This window comes from Sporosarcina sp. FSL K6-1540, from assembly GCF_038620285.1.
Classification (GTDB): domain Bacteria; phylum Bacillota; class Bacilli; order Bacillales_A; family Planococcaceae; genus Sporosarcina; species Sporosarcina psychrophila.
In genome coordinates this window covers 3,609,354-3,627,404 of record NZ_CP152018.1, presented here as the reverse complement: position 1 = coordinate 3,627,404, position 18,051 = coordinate 3,609,354, and the positions used below count along the sequence as shown (strand labels likewise).

Below are 18,051 nucleotides of genomic sequence, written 5' to 3'. Positions count from 1 at the left end.
TAAAGAACCAAGCGTCGGAATTGTTCTAATCCGACACTTGGTTCTTTTACTTGTGAAATTCACTATAAATCGATGAAGGCAGTTTTCTAAATTGATCGGTTTGTAAAGGCAATAAAAATAATAAAAGGTCCTCTTTTGTTCCCTTCCAATCTTCCATTCTCCCCATTGAAATCACTTCAACTATTACTTTTACAACAGATTGAGCCGACACGTTGTCATTTTCCACATCTAAATTTCCTCACTATTAGCCACAGTATTAACGAAAAGATCCCAACATTAAAATGGTTACCAAATTTGCGATATGTTAAAATTCTATGATAAAATAAAATCATTCAAAGAAGAAACTATAAGAGCATGCTCTTATAATCAAATATTTGAAGTGAAAGTAGACCGTTAACACTTATAATCATTACCAATAAAGTTAATCTTCAATCAGAGGGGGGTTCTTCATCCCCCACTGATTGTTTAAAGAACTTAGGCTAAGTGCGCCACGTCCTGTGGCAAAGCCTAAGTAACCAACAGGGAGGAATGAACTGCAATTCCTCCTCGTTGGCCCTAACCATTCGGGCTTTTACGGGCATTTGATCCCCCACTTATTCTTCTTGTGTCCTTTAAGACTTGAAGTGGGGGTCTTACTGCCCGTTAATGCGGGATAAAACGTACTCGTTCTGAAAATTAGATAGTTTAAGGGGTCGTTTGAAGATGATAACGGAGAATAAAGAACAAACTATATTTGATCACGCTGGAAATAAAATAAAAACAGACAGAGAAATTGATATAATCACTAGATTCGAAGAGCCATTGATAGTAATTTTAGGTAATGTTTTAAGTAACGAAGAATGTGATGAACTAATCAAATTGTCAAAGGACAAAATGCAACGTTCAAAAATTGGGAAGACTCGTGAAATAGATGAACTGAGAACAAGTAGTAGTATGTTTTTTCAAGAAAGTGAAAGTGAAAACGAAACTGTTGCTAGAGTCGAAAAGAGAATTGCGACTATCATGAATATTCCTATTGAACACGGAGAGGGAATTCAAATCCTTAAGTATACTCCTGGTCAAGAGTATAAAGCTCATTATGATTTTTTTTCATCAACAAGTAAAGTAGCAAACAATAATAGAATTAGTACGCTCATTATGTACTTAAATGATGTAGAACAAGGCGGAGAAACTTTTTTCCCTAAACTGAATCTCTCAGTAACCCCACACAAGGGTATGGCAGTTTATTTCGAGTATTTCTATAGTGATGATGATTTAAACAAGTTAACTTTACATGGTGGAGCACCAGTTATAGCCGGAGAAAAGTGGGTCGCAACGCAATGGATGAGAAAACAAAAATTAAGATAAAAAGCGCTCAATATGAGTGCTTTTTATTTTGTTAAATTCCATCAAAATTGTAAAAAAAGCAGGAATGATAATAGAAAAAAGAAAGGAGTAGATAAGGGACATTGTACTTAATTTACGAAAAACGGAAACTGTTGCATCTCAATAATTGCGGGTATACTTAGCATAAGGGAGTCTAAAAGAAACGGAGGTCAATGAGATGAAGAGGAAAATTAGTAAATCAGAGTACCGTATCCTTGAGAAGGAATTCCTCTTTTTGGAACAAACAAGACAATTGGAAACAAATCAGGCACGCAAACTTCTAGCAGAATATTTGCCTACTGAGCGACTAAGTTTTGTACAGGTATTGCTAGTCATCGGAGCGATTTTAATCGGCGTTGGCATTCTTAGCTTCATCGCAGGTAATTGGCAAGAAATACCGAAACTTGCGAAGTTCTTACTATTATTCCTTGGGACAGCCGGCTTTTATGCAGGTGGTCATAAGATGGAAGATATTTACCCGAAAACTTCACGAAGTCTCTATTATATTGGTGTATTTGTGTTTGGCGCCGGGATTTTTCTAATTGGTCAAATGTTTAATCTGGGTGAAGGTGTTTATACAGATTTCTTCATGTGGGGCCTCGGTATTTTACCACTCGCCTATCACTTGAAAGACAAACTCATTTTTGCGACTGCTAGCTTATTCTTCATCATTTACGGTTTCAAAGTGTTGAATGGAACGGTTGAATTACCTTATCTGCTTCTACTAATTATTCCGCTACTATTTTGGATGAATGAAAGACGGATGGGTCATTCCAAAGTTTTATTTATTTCCAATGTCATTTTGACTATACTATTTTCATTCAATTTATTCATTTATTTTGATCTGCATGAAGTACTAATTTTATGTACATTCTTTGCACTTGGATTGTTTCTTGCCTTCTATCCATTTGGCCGATACCAGTTGCCATCCGAATGGCTTGGTTCAGTAGTCTATGGAATGGCGGGGCTGTTTCTGACTTTCCCAAGTACATGGGGGGATTTTATACCGGCAAACAATACAGGAATAGCAGCGATTATTTTCACAATCATTTTTTCAATAATACTGTTGTACTTCTTGAAGATTGGCAGTTTGCCAGCGGTTCTTATTGTGTGCACATTGATCTTCCGCTTCTACGCCGATTTGTCATATAATTTTATGCCAAAATCGTTATTCTTTATCGTTGGAGGCTTGATTTTAATCGGTTTTGGTTTTTGGTTCGAGAAAACTCGGAGAGGAACGGTGATTGCACATGAACATGATGAAAAATAAGGGTATTGGTTTCATTGTTGCACTAACTGTCCCCCTTCTCCTATTAATCGGCCTGACAGTCAAACCATTATGGACATTGACATACGGAGATGATATAGCATTGCTGACAGTGCCAGTAGATCCAAGAGATTTACTGTACGGTGATTATGTCACACTCCGTTATGAAATTGAGGAAGTTCCGAAAAATGAAATTTCGACTGTGATTTTGGACAAACTCAACAAGTCGGTGAATTCCAATGGGTTAACTGTTTACGGAAAACTTGTTAAGCAAGACGATATCTATGTGTTGGATAGTTTATCTGATAAAAAGCCTAGAGGTAGCGTCTATTTAACCGGGAAACTGAGCAGTTATGATTACCAGAATGTTGATGGTGTTAACGTCCATTCCATCGATTTTGGCTTGGAACGCTACTTCGTACCGGAAAACACCGGCAAAGAACTTGAAGATTTATCAGCGAAAGGCCGATTGATGGCGCACTTGAAAGTGAAAAATGGCTATGGGATTTTGCAGGAGATTTCTGCGGTTAAATAATACATACGCACCTTCTTTATAATCACAATAAAAGCACTAGGCACGGAATCAATTCAGATTCCGTGCCTAGTGCTTTTTAGCTATTCATTCAAAACCATGTCCTCGTTACCCAATACATCACTGCGTCTACACCGCTTGTTCGGTTAGCCCACAACGTAAATCGGCATTCCACTATATGTTACAAGTACTAGTGTCTCCATTTTCATTGATAATAGCAAAATCATGTTTTAGATTTCTGTACAAAAGTTATTCAGTGAAAGGATGCTACTCATAAATGGAAAAGGATTCATCTGTTACCCAAGTTCGGATATTCCCCAAATTTAATACAGATCTACTTGGTAAATGCACAAGGTGAAAGTAGACGCGGAATGATCGCGTTACGAATGTACATACAGATTGAACCACATCTGTTGATTAACTACATTCTTACATAAAGCACTTGTAAGAAATGCATAAAAGTCTACATTTTCACTTGAACATTTCTTGCTCGCTTTGGACGAAACGATCACAACACCTTTACCGCGTGTCTATATTGTTCAAGTAAAAAATGCAACTATTTTTCAAGAAAGGTTGCAAGTGTAACTGCCTTACATTCGAAAAAGTAATGCTATAAAGAAGGAGTAAGCAGTCATTTACTGGTTAACTTTGGCCAATCAACACATGTAATATTGAACTGAGGGATTGCAATATTTACTGAGTGATGACGCCGCAGAAGCTTATCTAATTAGGCATAATGCATCCCCTAGTGCCATATCAATCCAATGGATTTCTTTATTTCAACATTACTATTTAGAATTTTTTGCGTTCAAATCTAACCAACTAAAAAAATTCACCTTATTGACACATAAGATAGTTTAATGTTAAATTAATATGGCTGTAAGTATTATCGTGGAAAAAGGTAATGAACATTTCGATATACGGAACGATCAAAGTAAAAGAAAAAAGGATGGTTTAACTTAATGAATAACAAGAAAAAAATTCACTTTGGCTGGTGGTTACTCATCGGTGTGTCACTTATGGCGGCATTTACACGAGGTGGAATTAATAGCTCAGGTGCATTATTTTTAACACCCGTTTCTCAGGACTTAGGAATTGGTATGGGTAGTTTGACATTATACTTTAGTGTTTCTTCAATTGCTACAATGCTATTTTTACCGATTGCCGGTAAGATGATGGCGAAATATGACATCAGATTACTACTTATTGTCGGTGTAATTTTACAAGCTGGTTCTTTTGCTATGTTTGGCTTAATGGATTCAGTGTGGGGATGGTATTTATTCGCTATTCCAATGGCAATTGGTTCGGTTTTCGTTGCAACAATGGCTGGGCCAGTATTGATCAATAACTGGTTTAAAAAACATAATGGATTAGCAATGGGGGCCATGATGGCATTTGTTGGAATAGGTGGCGCTATCATCTCACCTATCGTTGGAAACCTTATTGCTAACAACGGTTGGAGATCCGCTTACATTACATTAGGACTTGTCGTAATGGCAATCGTTATTCCCATTATTATTTTAACAATCAGAATGGCACCTCAACAAAAAGGTCTGCTACCAATTGGCATGGACGAAGTTAAAAAAGGTGCAAGTGAAACTATAGTTGAGCCTAATAAAGGTGTAATTGCTGCTGTAGCAAGAAAATCTACTGCATTTTATGCATTAGTTATCTTTTTCTTCTTCATAACAGCAATTGCTAGCTTTGGTCAACATATTCCCACATTCGCAATGGGTCTTGGTTACTCCGTTCAATTCGCCGGTAATGCATTAGGTATTTGGATGATTGGTATGCTAGTTGGATCTATCGTTTTCGGTTTCTTAAGCGACAAGATTGGCGCACGAAATACAGCCATCTTCTCAATGATTACGGGATTGGTTTCAATCGGAATGTTACTTACGATTGCAGATAACTCAACAATTTTTATGATTGCAATCGGGATTTTCGGTGTTGTATCTGCATCGGTTGGAACACTCGGACCTATTCTTACAACTTCCCTTTTCGGCAATAAAGAATTCAGTCAAATTTATTCTACTGCTGCATTAGGACTAGCTGTTGCGGGTATCGTAGCTTTACCTGGATATGGGTTTGTATTTGAATTAACTGGTACTTACACATTAGTACTTTATACAATCGTTGCAATGCTTGTTTTCAATATAGTCTTTATCATCTTAGCGTTTAGAGGTAAAAAGAAACTTGAAAAAGCAGGGTTATGGAATTAATCTCATCTTACCTACTTGAATGAAAAATGCGTTAGAGCCTTCCGGGATACTTTCCAGAAGGCTCTTGTTTTTATTCAAAATTAAAAGTATTTACCGTCACCAAGGGCGATACTACAGCTCGGCTTAGTAACTATTTCTTCGGATTACAAGCGAATGCCACCTGTAACGTTTGATTATCATAGACTGCAAGCGACTCTTCATTATCCATTACTGTCCAATTACTTTCATGAGTCATCATATCTTTTGTTAGATCATCTGACCATCGACATATGTTTGTGTTTCCATCATTCCTTTTTTATACTTGAGAGACTATGTATCGGAGGTTGTTATATTGAAGACTAACAGTAAGTCCATATTAATCAAAAAAGATTTAGAAACAGTTTGGAATGCCATTGCCAATGATGAAGTTTTTTCAATTTGGTATGCTCCAGGTTCCAAGTGGAACATACCCATTTTTAAGGCTGGAGAGCAAGCCACTTTCACATTGATGCCAAGTTCATACAATGATCTTAAAAAAGAAGAGAGCATGACAATGAAATTTACGATTAAAGAAGTCGTGCAAAATCAAAAAATTTCGTATTACTGGGATTCAAATCAAATACTTTTTTCGATTGAATTAAGCTCTGAACCTGACGGAACAAGAGTAGAATTTAACCAAGAAGGATTCGCCTATTCATTGGCAAATCTAAACGCATATTTGGAAAATCAAGAACTTCCCTATTCTTAATTTAAATCACACCTGTTGATTAACCAAATGTAACCAGTTAATAACATGATTGGCAGCTTATTTAATTACGATGTGGGCGTAGACAGTTCCAAAGTTCCAAAACGTATATATGATTAAAAAGAATTCTTTATTTCAACTCTATAGACGATTTTTCATGCTTAATCGGAAATGTTTGTACTTCATTATCAGGCTTGATTACTATTTTATTATTATCCGTTAATGTTATCTCAAGAGGATAGATGGCAGCTTTTTTATCAGAAAATAACCACTTCCTTCCTGGTTGAGTTAATAAAATGAATACCCCATTCTTTCTTTCACCCATAAAATTAAGCATGTTTGTACTTATTGCATTATTGTCACGTTCAGTCACACCAATAACGGAAAGTTTTTCGCCCACACTTATAGCATCATCTACAGTCAAACTGATTTCACTAATATTTAAAATGCTTTTAATCGAAAATGCTTCCTTGCTATCTTTGGATACTGACTGTCTCGAAATGAACTCTACTATATTACCGGCTGGGTCATAGAAGTACAACGCATGAGCTGGTAAATGAACAAATTCAACTTCATCTTCCCCCTCTTCAACTAGTAGACTTACTCTTTCTTTCGTCCATACTTTTGCTTCATTAAATTTGTTAGCTGGTATGTTAAATGCAAAGTGGTAATAGGGATTGCCTTCTACTACTTTTGAGGAAAACTCTAATTCGCTTGTACCAATAGTGATTCGGAAGCTATTCTTATCTTCATTCAGTAAAGAAAAACCTAGTATATTAATATAGAAATTTTTCATTTGCACTAAATCTTTTGTAAACAAAACAACCGTTTTGATTTCCATTGCTATACAATCCCTTTTTTAAGTTTTTTGTGTTCTCTATTCCGCAACCAACTTGTTGAATGAACTGCATAACCAGCATGGAATTGCGGATTACCTCAAATGGGTCTTGCATCCAACTGATACGCCCTCACTATTTTTGATAATCAAGCAAAATCCCTGCAAATGTCTTAGTAATCATTTCCAATGCCGGCTCATGAAAATCAAATTTTTCATGGTGATGTGGGAACACCTTTTTAGTATCCTCCATTTTTGCACCGACAAAAAAATAAGCACCTGGAACTTGTTGCAGATAATAGGAAAAGTCCTCGACTGGCATAATCGGTTGTGTTTCAATTACAGCATCACTACCAAATGTATCCGAAGCTGCTTTTCGAACGATGTCCACCTGCTCGGCATGATTCCAAAGTGCATCGTACCCTCTTTCAATTTGCACATCCACCTCACAACCAAGTCCGCGACCCACAGAACGTGCAAGATCCGTCAGACGTTCGCCGGCCAACGTACGCAACTCTTCATCAAAAACACGAATCGTCCCTTCCATCACTGCTTTTTCTGGAATGACATTATCTGCATCCCCAGCATGAAACTTCCCAATTGAAATAACAAGCTCTTTCATTGGATCTGTATTCCGGCTCACAATGGATTGAAGTGCAACCATGATGTGACTGGCTGCTAAAATTGGATCTGCTCCTTTTTGTGGTTCTGCCCCATGTGCTCCAGAACCATTTACAATAATCTTGACGGTATCTTCACCAGCTTGTAAATAACCGTCACGTACATAAACATGACCTGAATCCATAGTAGACTGAAGATGGGCACCGTAAATCGCATCCACTCCATCTAAACAACCATCCGCAATCATGGCTCTCGCCCCACCTGGCGGCAATTCCTCCCCGAACTGGTGAATGAGGATAATGGTTCCTTGCAATTGATCTTTCACTGCATTTACCGCTTTTGCAAAGCCTAATAATGCTGCAGTATGACCATCGTGTCCACAGGCATGCATAACGCCCGGTACGGTTGACTGGTACGGGATATCCTTTGCATCCTGGATTGGCAATGCATCGAAATCAGCTCGGAAAGCAATCGTTTTCCCCGACTTTCCTCCGCGTATTATTCCTACCACACCTCTCCCCCCAACTCCCCGGCGCACTTCGATTCCTAAGTCATCCAAGTAGTTGGCGATGAAGGCTGGTGTTTCAATTTCCTGATGTGATAATTCTGGGTGCATATGTAAATGACGACGCACCTGAATCATTTCTTCAATAGATTCCTCTATACTATTGATTAGTATTTCTTTTAACATCATCTAATCCCCTTTCCTTCAATTCATTTCTGAATAATAAACGAGTCACTTGACCTGTATCTAATCATAGATAAGCGAAAAAAGGAACTTCTCAGTACTTATATCTCCTATTTGTATAATTATACTTGTAAATGCATTTGAATGCATGTTATAATTTTCGACATCGCCAATACAAGTATCTAGTACATTCACCAATGAGTTAAAAATATATTGCTAATCTTCCAATAATAACGTATATTTTATTTACAAACAAATAATTATTCATTATTGAATACTGTTACCTCTAGGAAAGGTGGTCGTATGACAGGATTTTTCTTACATCCAAATTCAAAAGAAGAAATTATTGATTCGTATGATGAAGATATCATTGTTACTAATCACGCAGGTATTATCGTAAAAGCTTCACAAATTAGTGGACGCTATTACGGGATACGTGCTGAGGATCTCCTCGGAAAATCCGTATATGATTTAGAAAAAAGGGGTATTTTCTCTCCTGCTATTACTCCACTCGTCCTTCTACAAAAAAAGAAGGTAGTTGTCATACAAGCTACCCCTTCTGGACGAAAAGCACTTATTACAGGCGTGCCATTCTTTAATGAGTCAGGCGAAGTTGAATTTGTCCTTAGTTATTCCTATGAAGTAGCCGAACTTCTCGTCATTCAGGAATATATGAAAGAACTTGAAAATGAAATGTCCCTGGCAAAAGAGGAACTCTCGCTACTCCGAAAAGAGAATCTTACAATCGATGGATTGACGATGGAAAACAGGACGACACGAATTGCTTATGAAACCGCTAGGAATGCGGCCGCACTCGATGTTTCTGTCATCTTTTATGGAGAACAAGGAACTGGGAAAACAACAATGGCAAAGTTCATTCATAACGAAAGTAAGCGAAAAAATGGACCTTTCATTGAAATTGACTGCGAAACAATGCCGGAAGCGATGTTTGAACGTGAACTGTTCGGTGGAGAGTTCGAGCAAAGGGTAACGGGTCTGTTGACGTTAGCCCATGAAGGAACCCTCTATTTAAAGGGAATCGATAAACTTTCGGTTCATCTTCAAGGAAAAGTTGCCAATGTACTGAAAGAACGTAGATTTACCCCTATAAATGCAACTACATTTTCTCCACTTGATGTGAGGCTAATTAGCTCAGCTGAAAATGCATTGACAGAATCAATTGCTGTTAAAAAGTTCCATCAAGATTTGTATTACATGCTCCACATTGTTCCAATTCATTTAAAACCGCTTCGTGAACGTAAAGAAGATTTGAGTGCTTTGATTTCCATCTATTTAAGTCAGTTTTCAATTGCACACACTACTACAAAGAAGCTCTCAGATGATGTCTTTAACCAGTTACTACTTCTTGATTGGCATGGAAACCATGGCGAACTCAAAAATGTTATCGAACGGTTGGTTGTCCAAAGTACTTCCCCTATTATCACGGCAAAAGACTTGCCTCCAGAATACCGTAAAAAAACAGACGATGACTTGTCTATTATTCATCTTGAAGGACGAACACTACCAAGTATTTTAGATGATGTTGAAATGAAAGTGTTAAGGGATGCGCAGGAGCGCTATCGTACAACGACTGAAATCGCTAAGTTCCTTGGAATAAGCCAACCTTCTGTCGTTCGCAAACTGAAAAAATATACCGATATTGAGTAGGAGGATTTACTGTGCAGCAAAAATTAGGAGAACAACAAGACTGGCTTCATATGGTCGACAACATTGGAAACTTTCTCGCACCAAGTATGGCAAAAGATCACCCGAACTTACCTGTTGTAAAAGCAGAAGGATGTTATTATTACGGCGCTGATGGTAAGAGGTACCTAGATTTCACTTCTGGCATTGCTGTCGAGAACGTAGGACATCGGCACCCTAAAGTCGTACAGGCGATCAAAGATAGTGCAGATCACCTTATTCATGGTCCATCAGGTGTTATCATCTATGAATCCATCTTAAAACTTGCAGCCGAACTGCAAACGATTTTACCACCAAAACTCGATAACTTCTTTTTCGCGAACAGTGGCACTGAAGCAATTGAAGGTGCGTTAAAACTTGCAAAATATACGTCAAGAAGACCTTATATCGTTTCTTTCACTGGCTGTTTCCATGGACGTTCAATGGGCGCATTAAGTGTGACAACATCGAAAAGTAAATACCGGAAACATTTGCAGCCCACATGGCTTTCCTATCAGTTGCCATATGCACTGCCTGAATACCTTCCTGAAGGAGCAGATCCTGACGTCTTCTTCCCTGAAAAACTTGAGCAAGATGCGAAAAAACTATTCAACCACCAAGTAGATCCGGAAGAAGTCGCTTGTATGATTATCGAACCGATTCTCGGCGAAGGTGGATACATCATTCCACCAAAAGCTTGGCTGAAAAAAGTTCGGGAAATTTGTGACCGCCATGGCATTCTACTTATTTTCGATGAAGTTCAAACTGGATTCGGCCGCACAGGCAATTGGTTCGCTGCACAGACATTCGATGTCAAACCGGATATCATGGCGATCGCTAAAGGGATTGCAGCAGGGCTTCCGCTTAGCGCTACTGTTGCCTCGAAAGAACTAATGGACCAATGGCCGCTCGGCACACATGGAACGACCTTTGGCGGCAATCCTATCGCTTGTTCCGCTGCTCTCGCATCTCTTGAAGTGTTGAAAGAAGAAAAGCTATTGGAAAACGCAACAGCAATGGGCGCCTATGCAGTGGAACGCTTACTTGAAATGAAACTACAACATCCAACCATAAATGACGTTAGAGGTGTTGGTTTGATGATTGGTATCGAGCTTGGCAATCCAGAAACGGGTGAACCTGACGGCGAAGCAGTAATGGCTGTCCTGGATGGTTGTCTTCACAAAGGTGTACTGTTCTACTTGTGCGGCAACTCTGGTGAAGTTATTCGAATGATTCCCCCGCTTACAATAACAAAAGAGCAGATCGATGACGGATTGACTGTATTGGATGAAGCTTTAACGGAATTTGAAAATAAAACAAATTAGAAATGGAGTGATTTATTATGAAAAAGTGGTCAGGGATTGCACTTCTACTCGTTATAATGATGAGCGTACTTGTGGCATGTGGAACCAAAGATGAAGCAGGTGGTGAGAAAACAGGTGCATCAGATACGAAGATACTTAAAATGGGAACTTCAGCAGATTATCCCCCATTCGAATATGTCGACACAGCAGTAAGTGATGAAATCATCGGTTTTGATATTGATTTGGCAAAAATGGTTGCCAAAGAACTAGGTTATGAATTAGAAATTGAAGACATGGATTTCAATGGTTTAATTCCCGCGCTCCAAGCAAAAAGCATTGATATGGTCGTTGCAGGTATGGATGGCAACAATGAAGAACGTAAAAAAGTAATTGATTTCTCAACTGCTTATTTTACAGCTACAAATCTAGTTATTACGATGAAGGACAGCAACATCAATAGCGCGGAAGATCTAAAAGGCAAAAAAATTGGTGCTCAAACGGCATCTGTTCAAGAAAAAGGTGCGAAATCACTTGAAGAACAATATGGTTACTCTGTTGAAAGCCGTGACCGCGTACCGGATCTTTTCCAAGAAATCAAATCTGGTCATCTTGATGCAATCGTCATTGCAGATGTAGTGGCAAATGGCTATATCGAGTCAAATAAGGAACTGTCTAGCTTTGAACTTCCAGAGGAGCACAAATTAGGTTTATCAATGGCTTTCCAAAAAGACAGCGATTTAACTGCTGAATTTGACCGTGTCCTCAAGGAATTACAGGATAAAGGTGAAGTAGAGAAATTAGTTTTGAAATGGTTCAGTAACTAATTCATTCGGGAAAGAAAGGGATGTTAGCCCATGAATTTAGACTTTTCCCAAATTGCCCCCTCAATTCCTTATATTCTACAAGGAATTGGGGTCACTCTGAAAATTGTCGGCGTTGCAGCAATTATAGGTTTTGTAATCGGAATTCTTTTAGCGTTATGTAAAATTGGGAGATTTAAAGGACTAAAATGGTTTGCGGACATCTATACGTCCATTTTCCGTGGAACCCCATTGATTCTCCAACTTCTTTTAATCTATTATGGTACCCCACAGTTATTCGATATTAAAGTCACTGCATATACTGCAGCTGTCTTGGCATTCGGTTTTAATTCGGGCGCATACATTTCTGAAATTATTAGAGCCGGTATTTTAGCTGTAGATAAAGGGCAACTGGAAGCTTCAATGGCCCTCGGCATCCCTTATAAGAAAATGATGATGGATATTGTTTTACCGCAAGCTTTGAAAAACATCTTACCTGCTTTGATGAATGAATTTATTACCTTAACGAAGGAATCTGCGATTGTCACCGTCATTGGTGTAACAGATATTATGAGAAGATCGTATATCGTAGGCGGCAATACTTATCGTTATTTTGAATCGCTAATCTTCGCGGGTGTTATCTATTATCTGATGGTAATTGTTTTAACACTGATTGGTAAAGCGGTTGAAAGGAGGATGAGACGAAGTGATTAAAATTCAGGATCTTCGTAAAAACTTCGGAAAAGTTGAAGTGTTAAAAGGGATTTCAACCACCATTCAAAAAGGGGAAATCATTGCAATTATTGGTCCTTCAGGTTCTGGAAAATCGACATTTCTTCGTTGCATTAATTTACTTGAAACACCTACAAGCGGACATATATGGGTGAATGAAGCTGAAGTAACAAATCCCAAGGTCAATATTATGAAGGTGAGAGAGCAAGTTGGAATGGTATTTCAACAATTTAACCTCTTCCCCCATAAGACTGTTCTTGAAAACATTATCTATGCACCGATGATGGTCAAAGGAACTTCTAAGGATGTAGCAGAAGAACAGGGACGAGAATTATTAAAAAAGGTAGGACTCGCTGAAAAAGAGAACGAACATCCAGTTCGATTATCGGGCGGACAAAAACAACGTGTAGCCATTGCAAGAGCTTTGGCAATGTCACCCGAAATGATGTTGTTCGATGAGCCAACTTCTGCCCTTGACCCTGAAATGGTGAAGGAAGTACTGGAAGTTATTAAATCGTTAGCACTTACCGGTATGACGATGGCGATTGTAACCCATGAAATGGGATTTGCGCGAGAAGTCGCAGATCGCGTGTTATTTTTGGACGATGGGCAATTAGTTGAAGACGCCCCCCCTGCCGCATTCTTTTCTGCACCAAAAAGTCAACGTGCACAAGACTTTTTAGAGAAGATATTATGATTGTATTAAACTAAAAAACCCAGTAACTCTGTCGATTAATTTCGCCTGAGTTGCTGGGGCTTTAGTTATTTACCTCGTTAAAATTGCATATCCACTTTACACCGAGTCAAATAAATGCCACTTAGATAGTAAAACTCTAAGTGACACGCTTTATATATTATTCAACTGTTCCAAGTTCTATGTTTGACTATCTGTATTCACTGACGACTCTTTTTCGGCGATACAAGAGCGTATCTTTCCCATTTCCTACTCTTCCATCGGTAATACATAATAATAGCACGCGTCCATTCATCTACAGTAATCGCTAGCCATACTCCAACGAGTCCAAGGTTTAATTCGAACACTAGAAAATAGCCTAATGGCAAACTCATCGCTACCATTGAAAAAGAACCAATGATAACCGGATATTTTGCATCTCCAGCTGCACGCAATGAGGAGATAATAACAATGTTCAACGTACGCCCGGTTTCTAGTAAAATACTAAGAAGTAAAACGGATGCCCCTATTTCAATGATTTCAGTGTTATCAGTAAACAACCTCATCAATGGATAGCGGAATATGATAACGAGTGTCACCATACATAACGTAAACAGAAATGCCCATTTGACACTTGTCCAAACACTCGTATATGCCTCGTCTTGCTCGTTTCCGCCAACAAACCTTCCAACAATAATCGCCGTTCCCATACCAATCGCAATCGCGAATAAATACGTAAACATTGATATGTTCACAGCATATTGTCTTGCTGCTAATGATTCCGCTCCTAAGTAAGTTACATAGTATAAGAAGACAATTTGACACCCTTGATACATCACCTGTTCGAATGCGGATGGAATGCCTATCTGTAATATTTTACGAATATATTCTTTTGACAATGTAATATAATAGCGGAACTCTACACGGTATTCCATTACTCGATAAAGTATCCAAAAGAAAACAATCAATGCAAGCAAGCGACTGACAACAGAAGAAATTGCTGCACCCTGTACCCCTAACTCTGGAAAACCAAAATTCCCGAAAATTAGTGCATAGTTGCCGACTACGTGAACAATGTTCATACCTAATGAAACAAACATCGTTTGTTTTGTAAAGCCATGTACACGAATAATCGCTGATAACGAATTAATAATAGCTTGTAAGAAAATCGCTCCGCCCACAATGATTAAATATTTTGAAGCATGCTCCAGTACATCGCCTTGTAAATTCATAGCAATCATCATGTTTTTTGAAAATATAACGAAAATAACACTCATAAGAAGACCGACAATTAAATTTAATGTAACCGCTAATGCTGAAATTTTGGATGCTTCAAGATACCTTTTCGAGCCGAGATATTGTGATACAACAATTGCCGCCCCGTTCCCAACAACTTCTAGGATGAGAATGGCAATATGAACATACTGATTTGCCGCCCCTACACCTGACACAGCATCATCTGACAATGCACTCAACATGAATGTATCCGCGATACCCATCAACATAAAAAGAAAGACTTCTAAAAAAATTGGCCATGTTAAATGAAATAAATTCAGTTTTTTGTCTGGTCTTTTTGCAGTTTCGGCTGATGCCATTACTACACTTCCCTTCTTTATCCAATTACATTCAAAGTATCTTACCATAAACCTTGAATGTAAACTATAAAGAATGTATGTTAATCGCTTTCATTTTTTCTGCAACAAAGCTATGTATAAACTGCGGAAATTTCACCGCAATTAAAAAAGTCTTCAATCAGTGGGGATTCTTCATCCTCCACTGATTGTTAGCATAACCATACGGGCTATTACGATTAGTTGACTCTCCACTTATTCTTCTCGTGTTTGAAGTGGGAATCTTACTGCCCGTTAATGCGGGATAAAACTTATTTAGGCCACCCCATCGATGTCTGGCCCTATTCAAGAAATGTTTCATAAGCCAATTGGATCACCTGTTCAAACAATTTGGTTCCGTGTTGGCGGACCCCCATTACTCACTACACCTTCTTTAAAATCTTCACTTCAAATCCTTTAAATAAACGCCATATATTTTCCATGGATTAAAGTCTAGTTTTTTATAAAAGTCCACTAAAATTGTCCAATCAATAATGATAGTTTCAGTGTTTCGTTCTTGTAAATAAGCTATTGCTGCTTGAACAATCGCTAATCCGTACCCTTGCTTTTGTTCATTCGCATCAATCCCTAATGGACCAATCCCACCGACCTCTTGTTCAAAAAGGGGACTCCAATAAATATTTTGTGCAATGAATGGCGAGTGGCTATCATTTATTCTACAAAAACCTATGATTTGACCTTTCTTTTTGACGACAACAAATTCTCGTCCATCCCCATTCATTTCAAAGTACTTCATCGTTTCATAGACCCATCTTCCGGGAAAACATCTTTCTAGAAATAAAATTAGATCAACTTCTTCCTCCTTTTTAAGGATTGTAAATACAACTGAATTATCAACAGGTAAGTCATATTTTTTATCCAGGTGATTAATCAAGTCATATGTGTCTACTCTTTTAGTGTAGCCATGTTTTTTCGCCAACTTTTGAGCATTCTTATATTGATCCGGTATACCCGAGAAATAGTGAAAGGGGTCACCACCCAATTGCATCTCCTCAACACCATTTCCTTTTAATTGTGCTTCTGCACGTTTAAGAAGCTTTGTTCCAAGCCCTTTCCCCCGGTGTGCACTGTCTATTAATAACACTTGGATCCACCCCCTTTTAGGATCCATTTTCACGTCTATTGTTTCTTGCCATCGTTTAGCAACTACAAATCCAATCACATGGTCTTGATCATCTACTGCGATATAAGAACCTTCATAGCTAACGTTCACGTCATTGAAACTATTCTGTATAAACAGCTCTTTACGCATCGGAAAATCTACGGCTAATTCTTTATTCCATAACTCTACTAGCTCTTCTAATCTATCGCGTTTCCAAGCAATGATTTTCATCTAGACCCCTCCACTACTGTAATGGTTATTCCTTTCCGAACGTTTCTTCCATTCGTTTAATCGGATCATCCATCATCTCCTCTCCCCATTCGACAACTTGATCCGCCTTTAGAAGTTCCTGTTTCAATTCTTCATAATCTACATTTTGGACAGCTATTTCATGTTTATAGGCAAGAGCTGCCGCCGTTCCTGCTGTCTGCCCAAGAATCATAAATATCGGCTCCATTCGAATCGAACCATAAGCAATATGTGAACTTGATAAGCAAACGGGAACAAGTAAATTCGTACATTCCTCAAACTTTGGACGAATGGAACGATACGAAATCGCATAAGGAGCAATTGGTACTTGAACATCTCCCTCATTCACACACCTGCCATCAATCACGACACGTCGGCAGTTATGAGAATCCATATGGAATGATGCCAAACCGATCGGATCATCAACAAATGTCTGCTTTAGACAATTATGATCTGTCATGACATAATCAGAAATCATTCTTCTTCCTTCACGGATATACAACTGATGTGGCCAGTTTCCCGTTTTTTCAAATTCATCTTTCGGTAATCCCCAGGCAGCTACTTCCTCACGGATTTCTACTGGTACACGTAAATCATTAGCTAAAAAGTACAACATCCCCAAATCATAATTCAAATGATCTTGAAAAATCTCCTCACGTCTATGATAACTACCTTCAGGCCAGTCATAATTCATCCCAAGATTGTCCGTCGAAATGGCGCCATAATTATTTAAATCGGATTTTCCGTTTGGCAACATCGTGTGAAGGTTCATCGCATCCCAAACACCCGCTTGAATATAACGAAGTAGAAGCTGATATCGATCTGATTCATAATGTGATGGCTTTGGAAATGGAATACGATTCTTTCGTTCCTTCGTCAAGCAAATCCGGAAATTATACGCTTGAATTCGATGATCTCCTTGCCCTTGATAACCTAACTGTTTGGGATCATCTTCTGTAATTCCCGGCAACAAACCACTCTCTGCCTCCCCCTCCACAACATAAGGATCAATCCACTTTTCAAATTTATGATGCGGTGCTCCAAATTGGACGCCATTATAAATCTCTTGATACGTTGCATTTGATTCTCGTCCAACAAAATAACTAACATCTGATTTAGCTAATAAATCACCTTCATAACTACAATCCATAAAGACTTTCCCTTTATAGCGAGACCCATTTTCCATTATAATTTCAATGATTGCCCCATTCTCTTTACTTACCTCTGCTAGATGTTGGTTTAAATAAACCGGGATATCATAATCTTTCATCCATTTATCAAATACATACTGAGCCGCCTTCGGTTCGAATTTCCATTGTTTCTCTTTTCGGTAGTACTTCGCTATTTCATTATAAAATTCTCTTGAAAGACCACCAACAGCATTTTCAGCGCCAAGATCTGTAGCTCCTAATCCGCTCGCAGTCATCCCACCAATATTTCTGCTAAACTCAATGATTGCTACAGTGAGACCCATTCTTGTCGCTTGAATAGCTGCCGTTATTCCCGCTGGTGTTCCTCCGTATATAATCAGGTTTTTTTCAATTAACGTTGGCTTGTTGACTTTTTTTGTTGGTACATAATAATGCAGATTACTAAAATCCATAAGTAAAACCTCCGTAGATT

16 protein-coding genes are annotated in these 18,051 nt (G+C 38.4%); 10 read left to right on the top strand and 6 right to left on the bottom strand.

Annotated elements, in window-relative coordinates; translation table 11 throughout:
- Positions 1 to 46: 46 nt before the first annotated feature.
- On the bottom strand, positions 47 to 226 hold the full coding sequence (locus MKY15_RS17115) for a hypothetical protein (RefSeq protein ID WP_340741983.1): 180 nt from the start codon (positions 224 to 226) through the stop codon (positions 47 to 49).
- 476 nt (positions 227 to 702) lie between these two features.
- On the opposite strand from MKY15_RS17115, the gene MKY15_RS17110 reads away from it, so the two are divergent.
- The 5 genes from MKY15_RS17110 to MKY15_RS17090 all read left to right on the top strand — a co-directional run bounded on the left by MKY15_RS17110 (position 703) and on the right by MKY15_RS17090 (position 6,113).
- Positions 703 to 1,347, top strand: coding sequence for a 2OG-Fe(II) oxygenase (locus tag MKY15_RS17110; RefSeq protein ID WP_067208541.1), 645 nt, complete (start codon positions 703 to 705; stop codon positions 1,345 to 1,347).
- Positions 1,348 to 1,543: 196 nt separating this feature from the next.
- Entirely contained in the window at positions 1,544 to 2,635 is a 1,092-nt protein-coding gene (locus MKY15_RS17105; protein ID WP_342538085.1) for a DUF2157 domain-containing protein, read from the top strand.
- On the top strand, positions 2,616 to 3,167 hold the full coding sequence (locus MKY15_RS17100; RefSeq protein ID WP_255428685.1) for a GDYXXLXY domain-containing protein: 552 nt from the start codon (positions 2,616 to 2,618) through the stop codon (positions 3,165 to 3,167). The genes MKY15_RS17105 and MKY15_RS17100 overlap by 20 nt, the downstream gene beginning before the upstream one ends.
- A gap of 959 nt (positions 3,168 to 4,126) precedes the next feature.
- Positions 4,127 to 5,386 carry an MFS transporter gene (locus MKY15_RS17095; RefSeq protein ID WP_187047553.1) on the top strand — a complete coding sequence of 420 codons (1,260 nt, stop codon included), beginning with the start codon at positions 4,127 to 4,129 and terminating at the stop codon, positions 5,384 to 5,386.
- 331 nt (positions 5,387 to 5,717) lie between these two features.
- On the top strand, positions 5,718 to 6,113 hold the full coding sequence (locus tag MKY15_RS17090; RefSeq protein WP_187047552.1) for an SRPBCC domain-containing protein: 396 nt from the start codon (positions 5,718 to 5,720) through the stop codon (positions 6,111 to 6,113).
- A gap of 127 nt (positions 6,114 to 6,240) precedes the next feature.
- On the opposite strand, the gene MKY15_RS17085 is transcribed toward MKY15_RS17090, so the two are convergent.
- Both MKY15_RS17085 and MKY15_RS17080 read right to left on the bottom strand, forming a co-directional pair.
- Positions 6,241 to 6,951, bottom strand: a complete 711-nt coding sequence (locus MKY15_RS17085) for a VOC family protein (RefSeq protein ID WP_342538084.1) — start codon at positions 6,949 to 6,951, stop codon at positions 6,241 to 6,243.
- Positions 6,952 to 7,081: 130 nt separating this feature from the next.
- The gene (locus MKY15_RS17080) at positions 7,082 to 8,257 is read right to left on the bottom strand and encodes an amidohydrolase (protein WP_338652582.1); all 1,176 of its coding nucleotides are present in this window, start codon (positions 8,255 to 8,257) and stop codon (positions 7,082 to 7,084) included.
- A gap of 300 nt (positions 8,258 to 8,557) precedes the next feature.
- Between MKY15_RS17080 and MKY15_RS17075 the strand changes: the two genes are divergently transcribed.
- The 5 genes from MKY15_RS17075 to MKY15_RS17055 are packed head-to-tail and all read left to right on the top strand — an operon-like array spanning position 8,558 to position 13,470.
- Positions 8,558 to 9,922 carry a sigma 54-interacting transcriptional regulator gene (locus tag MKY15_RS17075; protein ID WP_342538083.1) on the top strand — a complete coding sequence of 455 codons (1,365 nt, stop codon included), beginning with the start codon at positions 8,558 to 8,560 and terminating at the stop codon, positions 9,920 to 9,922.
- Between the two features lie 50 nt (positions 9,923 to 9,972).
- Positions 9,973 to 11,262, top strand: coding sequence for an aspartate aminotransferase family protein (locus tag MKY15_RS17070; RefSeq protein WP_067213920.1), 1,290 nt, complete (start codon positions 9,973 to 9,975; stop codon positions 11,260 to 11,262).
- A gap of 17 nt (positions 11,263 to 11,279) precedes the next feature.
- Positions 11,280 to 12,065: a transporter substrate-binding domain-containing protein gene (locus MKY15_RS17065; RefSeq protein ID WP_187047548.1), complete on the top strand. Its 786-nt coding sequence runs from the start codon at positions 11,280 to 11,282 to the stop codon at positions 12,063 to 12,065.
- Between the two features lie 30 nt (positions 12,066 to 12,095).
- Positions 12,096 to 12,755, top strand: a complete 660-nt coding sequence (locus tag MKY15_RS17060; RefSeq protein WP_187047547.1) for an amino acid ABC transporter permease — start codon at positions 12,096 to 12,098, stop codon at positions 12,753 to 12,755.
- A complete protein-coding gene (locus tag MKY15_RS17055; protein ID WP_067208515.1) occupies positions 12,748 to 13,470 on the top strand; it encodes an amino acid ABC transporter ATP-binding protein in 723 nt (240 codons plus the stop codon). Before MKY15_RS17060 ends, MKY15_RS17055 begins: the two co-directional genes overlap by 8 nt.
- A gap of 197 nt (positions 13,471 to 13,667) precedes the next feature.
- On the opposite strand, the gene MKY15_RS17050 is transcribed toward MKY15_RS17055, so the two are convergent.
- The 3 genes from MKY15_RS17050 to MKY15_RS17040 form a co-directional block, all read right to left on the bottom strand.
- A complete protein-coding gene (locus MKY15_RS17050) occupies positions 13,668 to 15,041 on the bottom strand; it encodes an MATE family efflux transporter (RefSeq protein WP_187047546.1) in 1,374 nt (457 codons plus the stop codon).
- 418 nt (positions 15,042 to 15,459) lie between these two features.
- The gene (locus MKY15_RS17045; protein WP_187047545.1) at positions 15,460 to 16,410 is read right to left on the bottom strand and encodes a GNAT family N-acetyltransferase; all 951 of its coding nucleotides are present in this window, start codon (positions 16,408 to 16,410) and stop codon (positions 15,460 to 15,462) included.
- Between the two features lie 25 nt (positions 16,411 to 16,435).
- Positions 16,436 to 18,031 (bottom strand): FAD-dependent oxidoreductase, encoded by a 1,596-nt coding sequence (locus MKY15_RS17040; protein WP_187047544.1) that lies wholly within the window; start codon positions 18,029 to 18,031, stop codon positions 16,436 to 16,438.
- Positions 18,032 to 18,051: the final 20 nt, after the last annotated feature.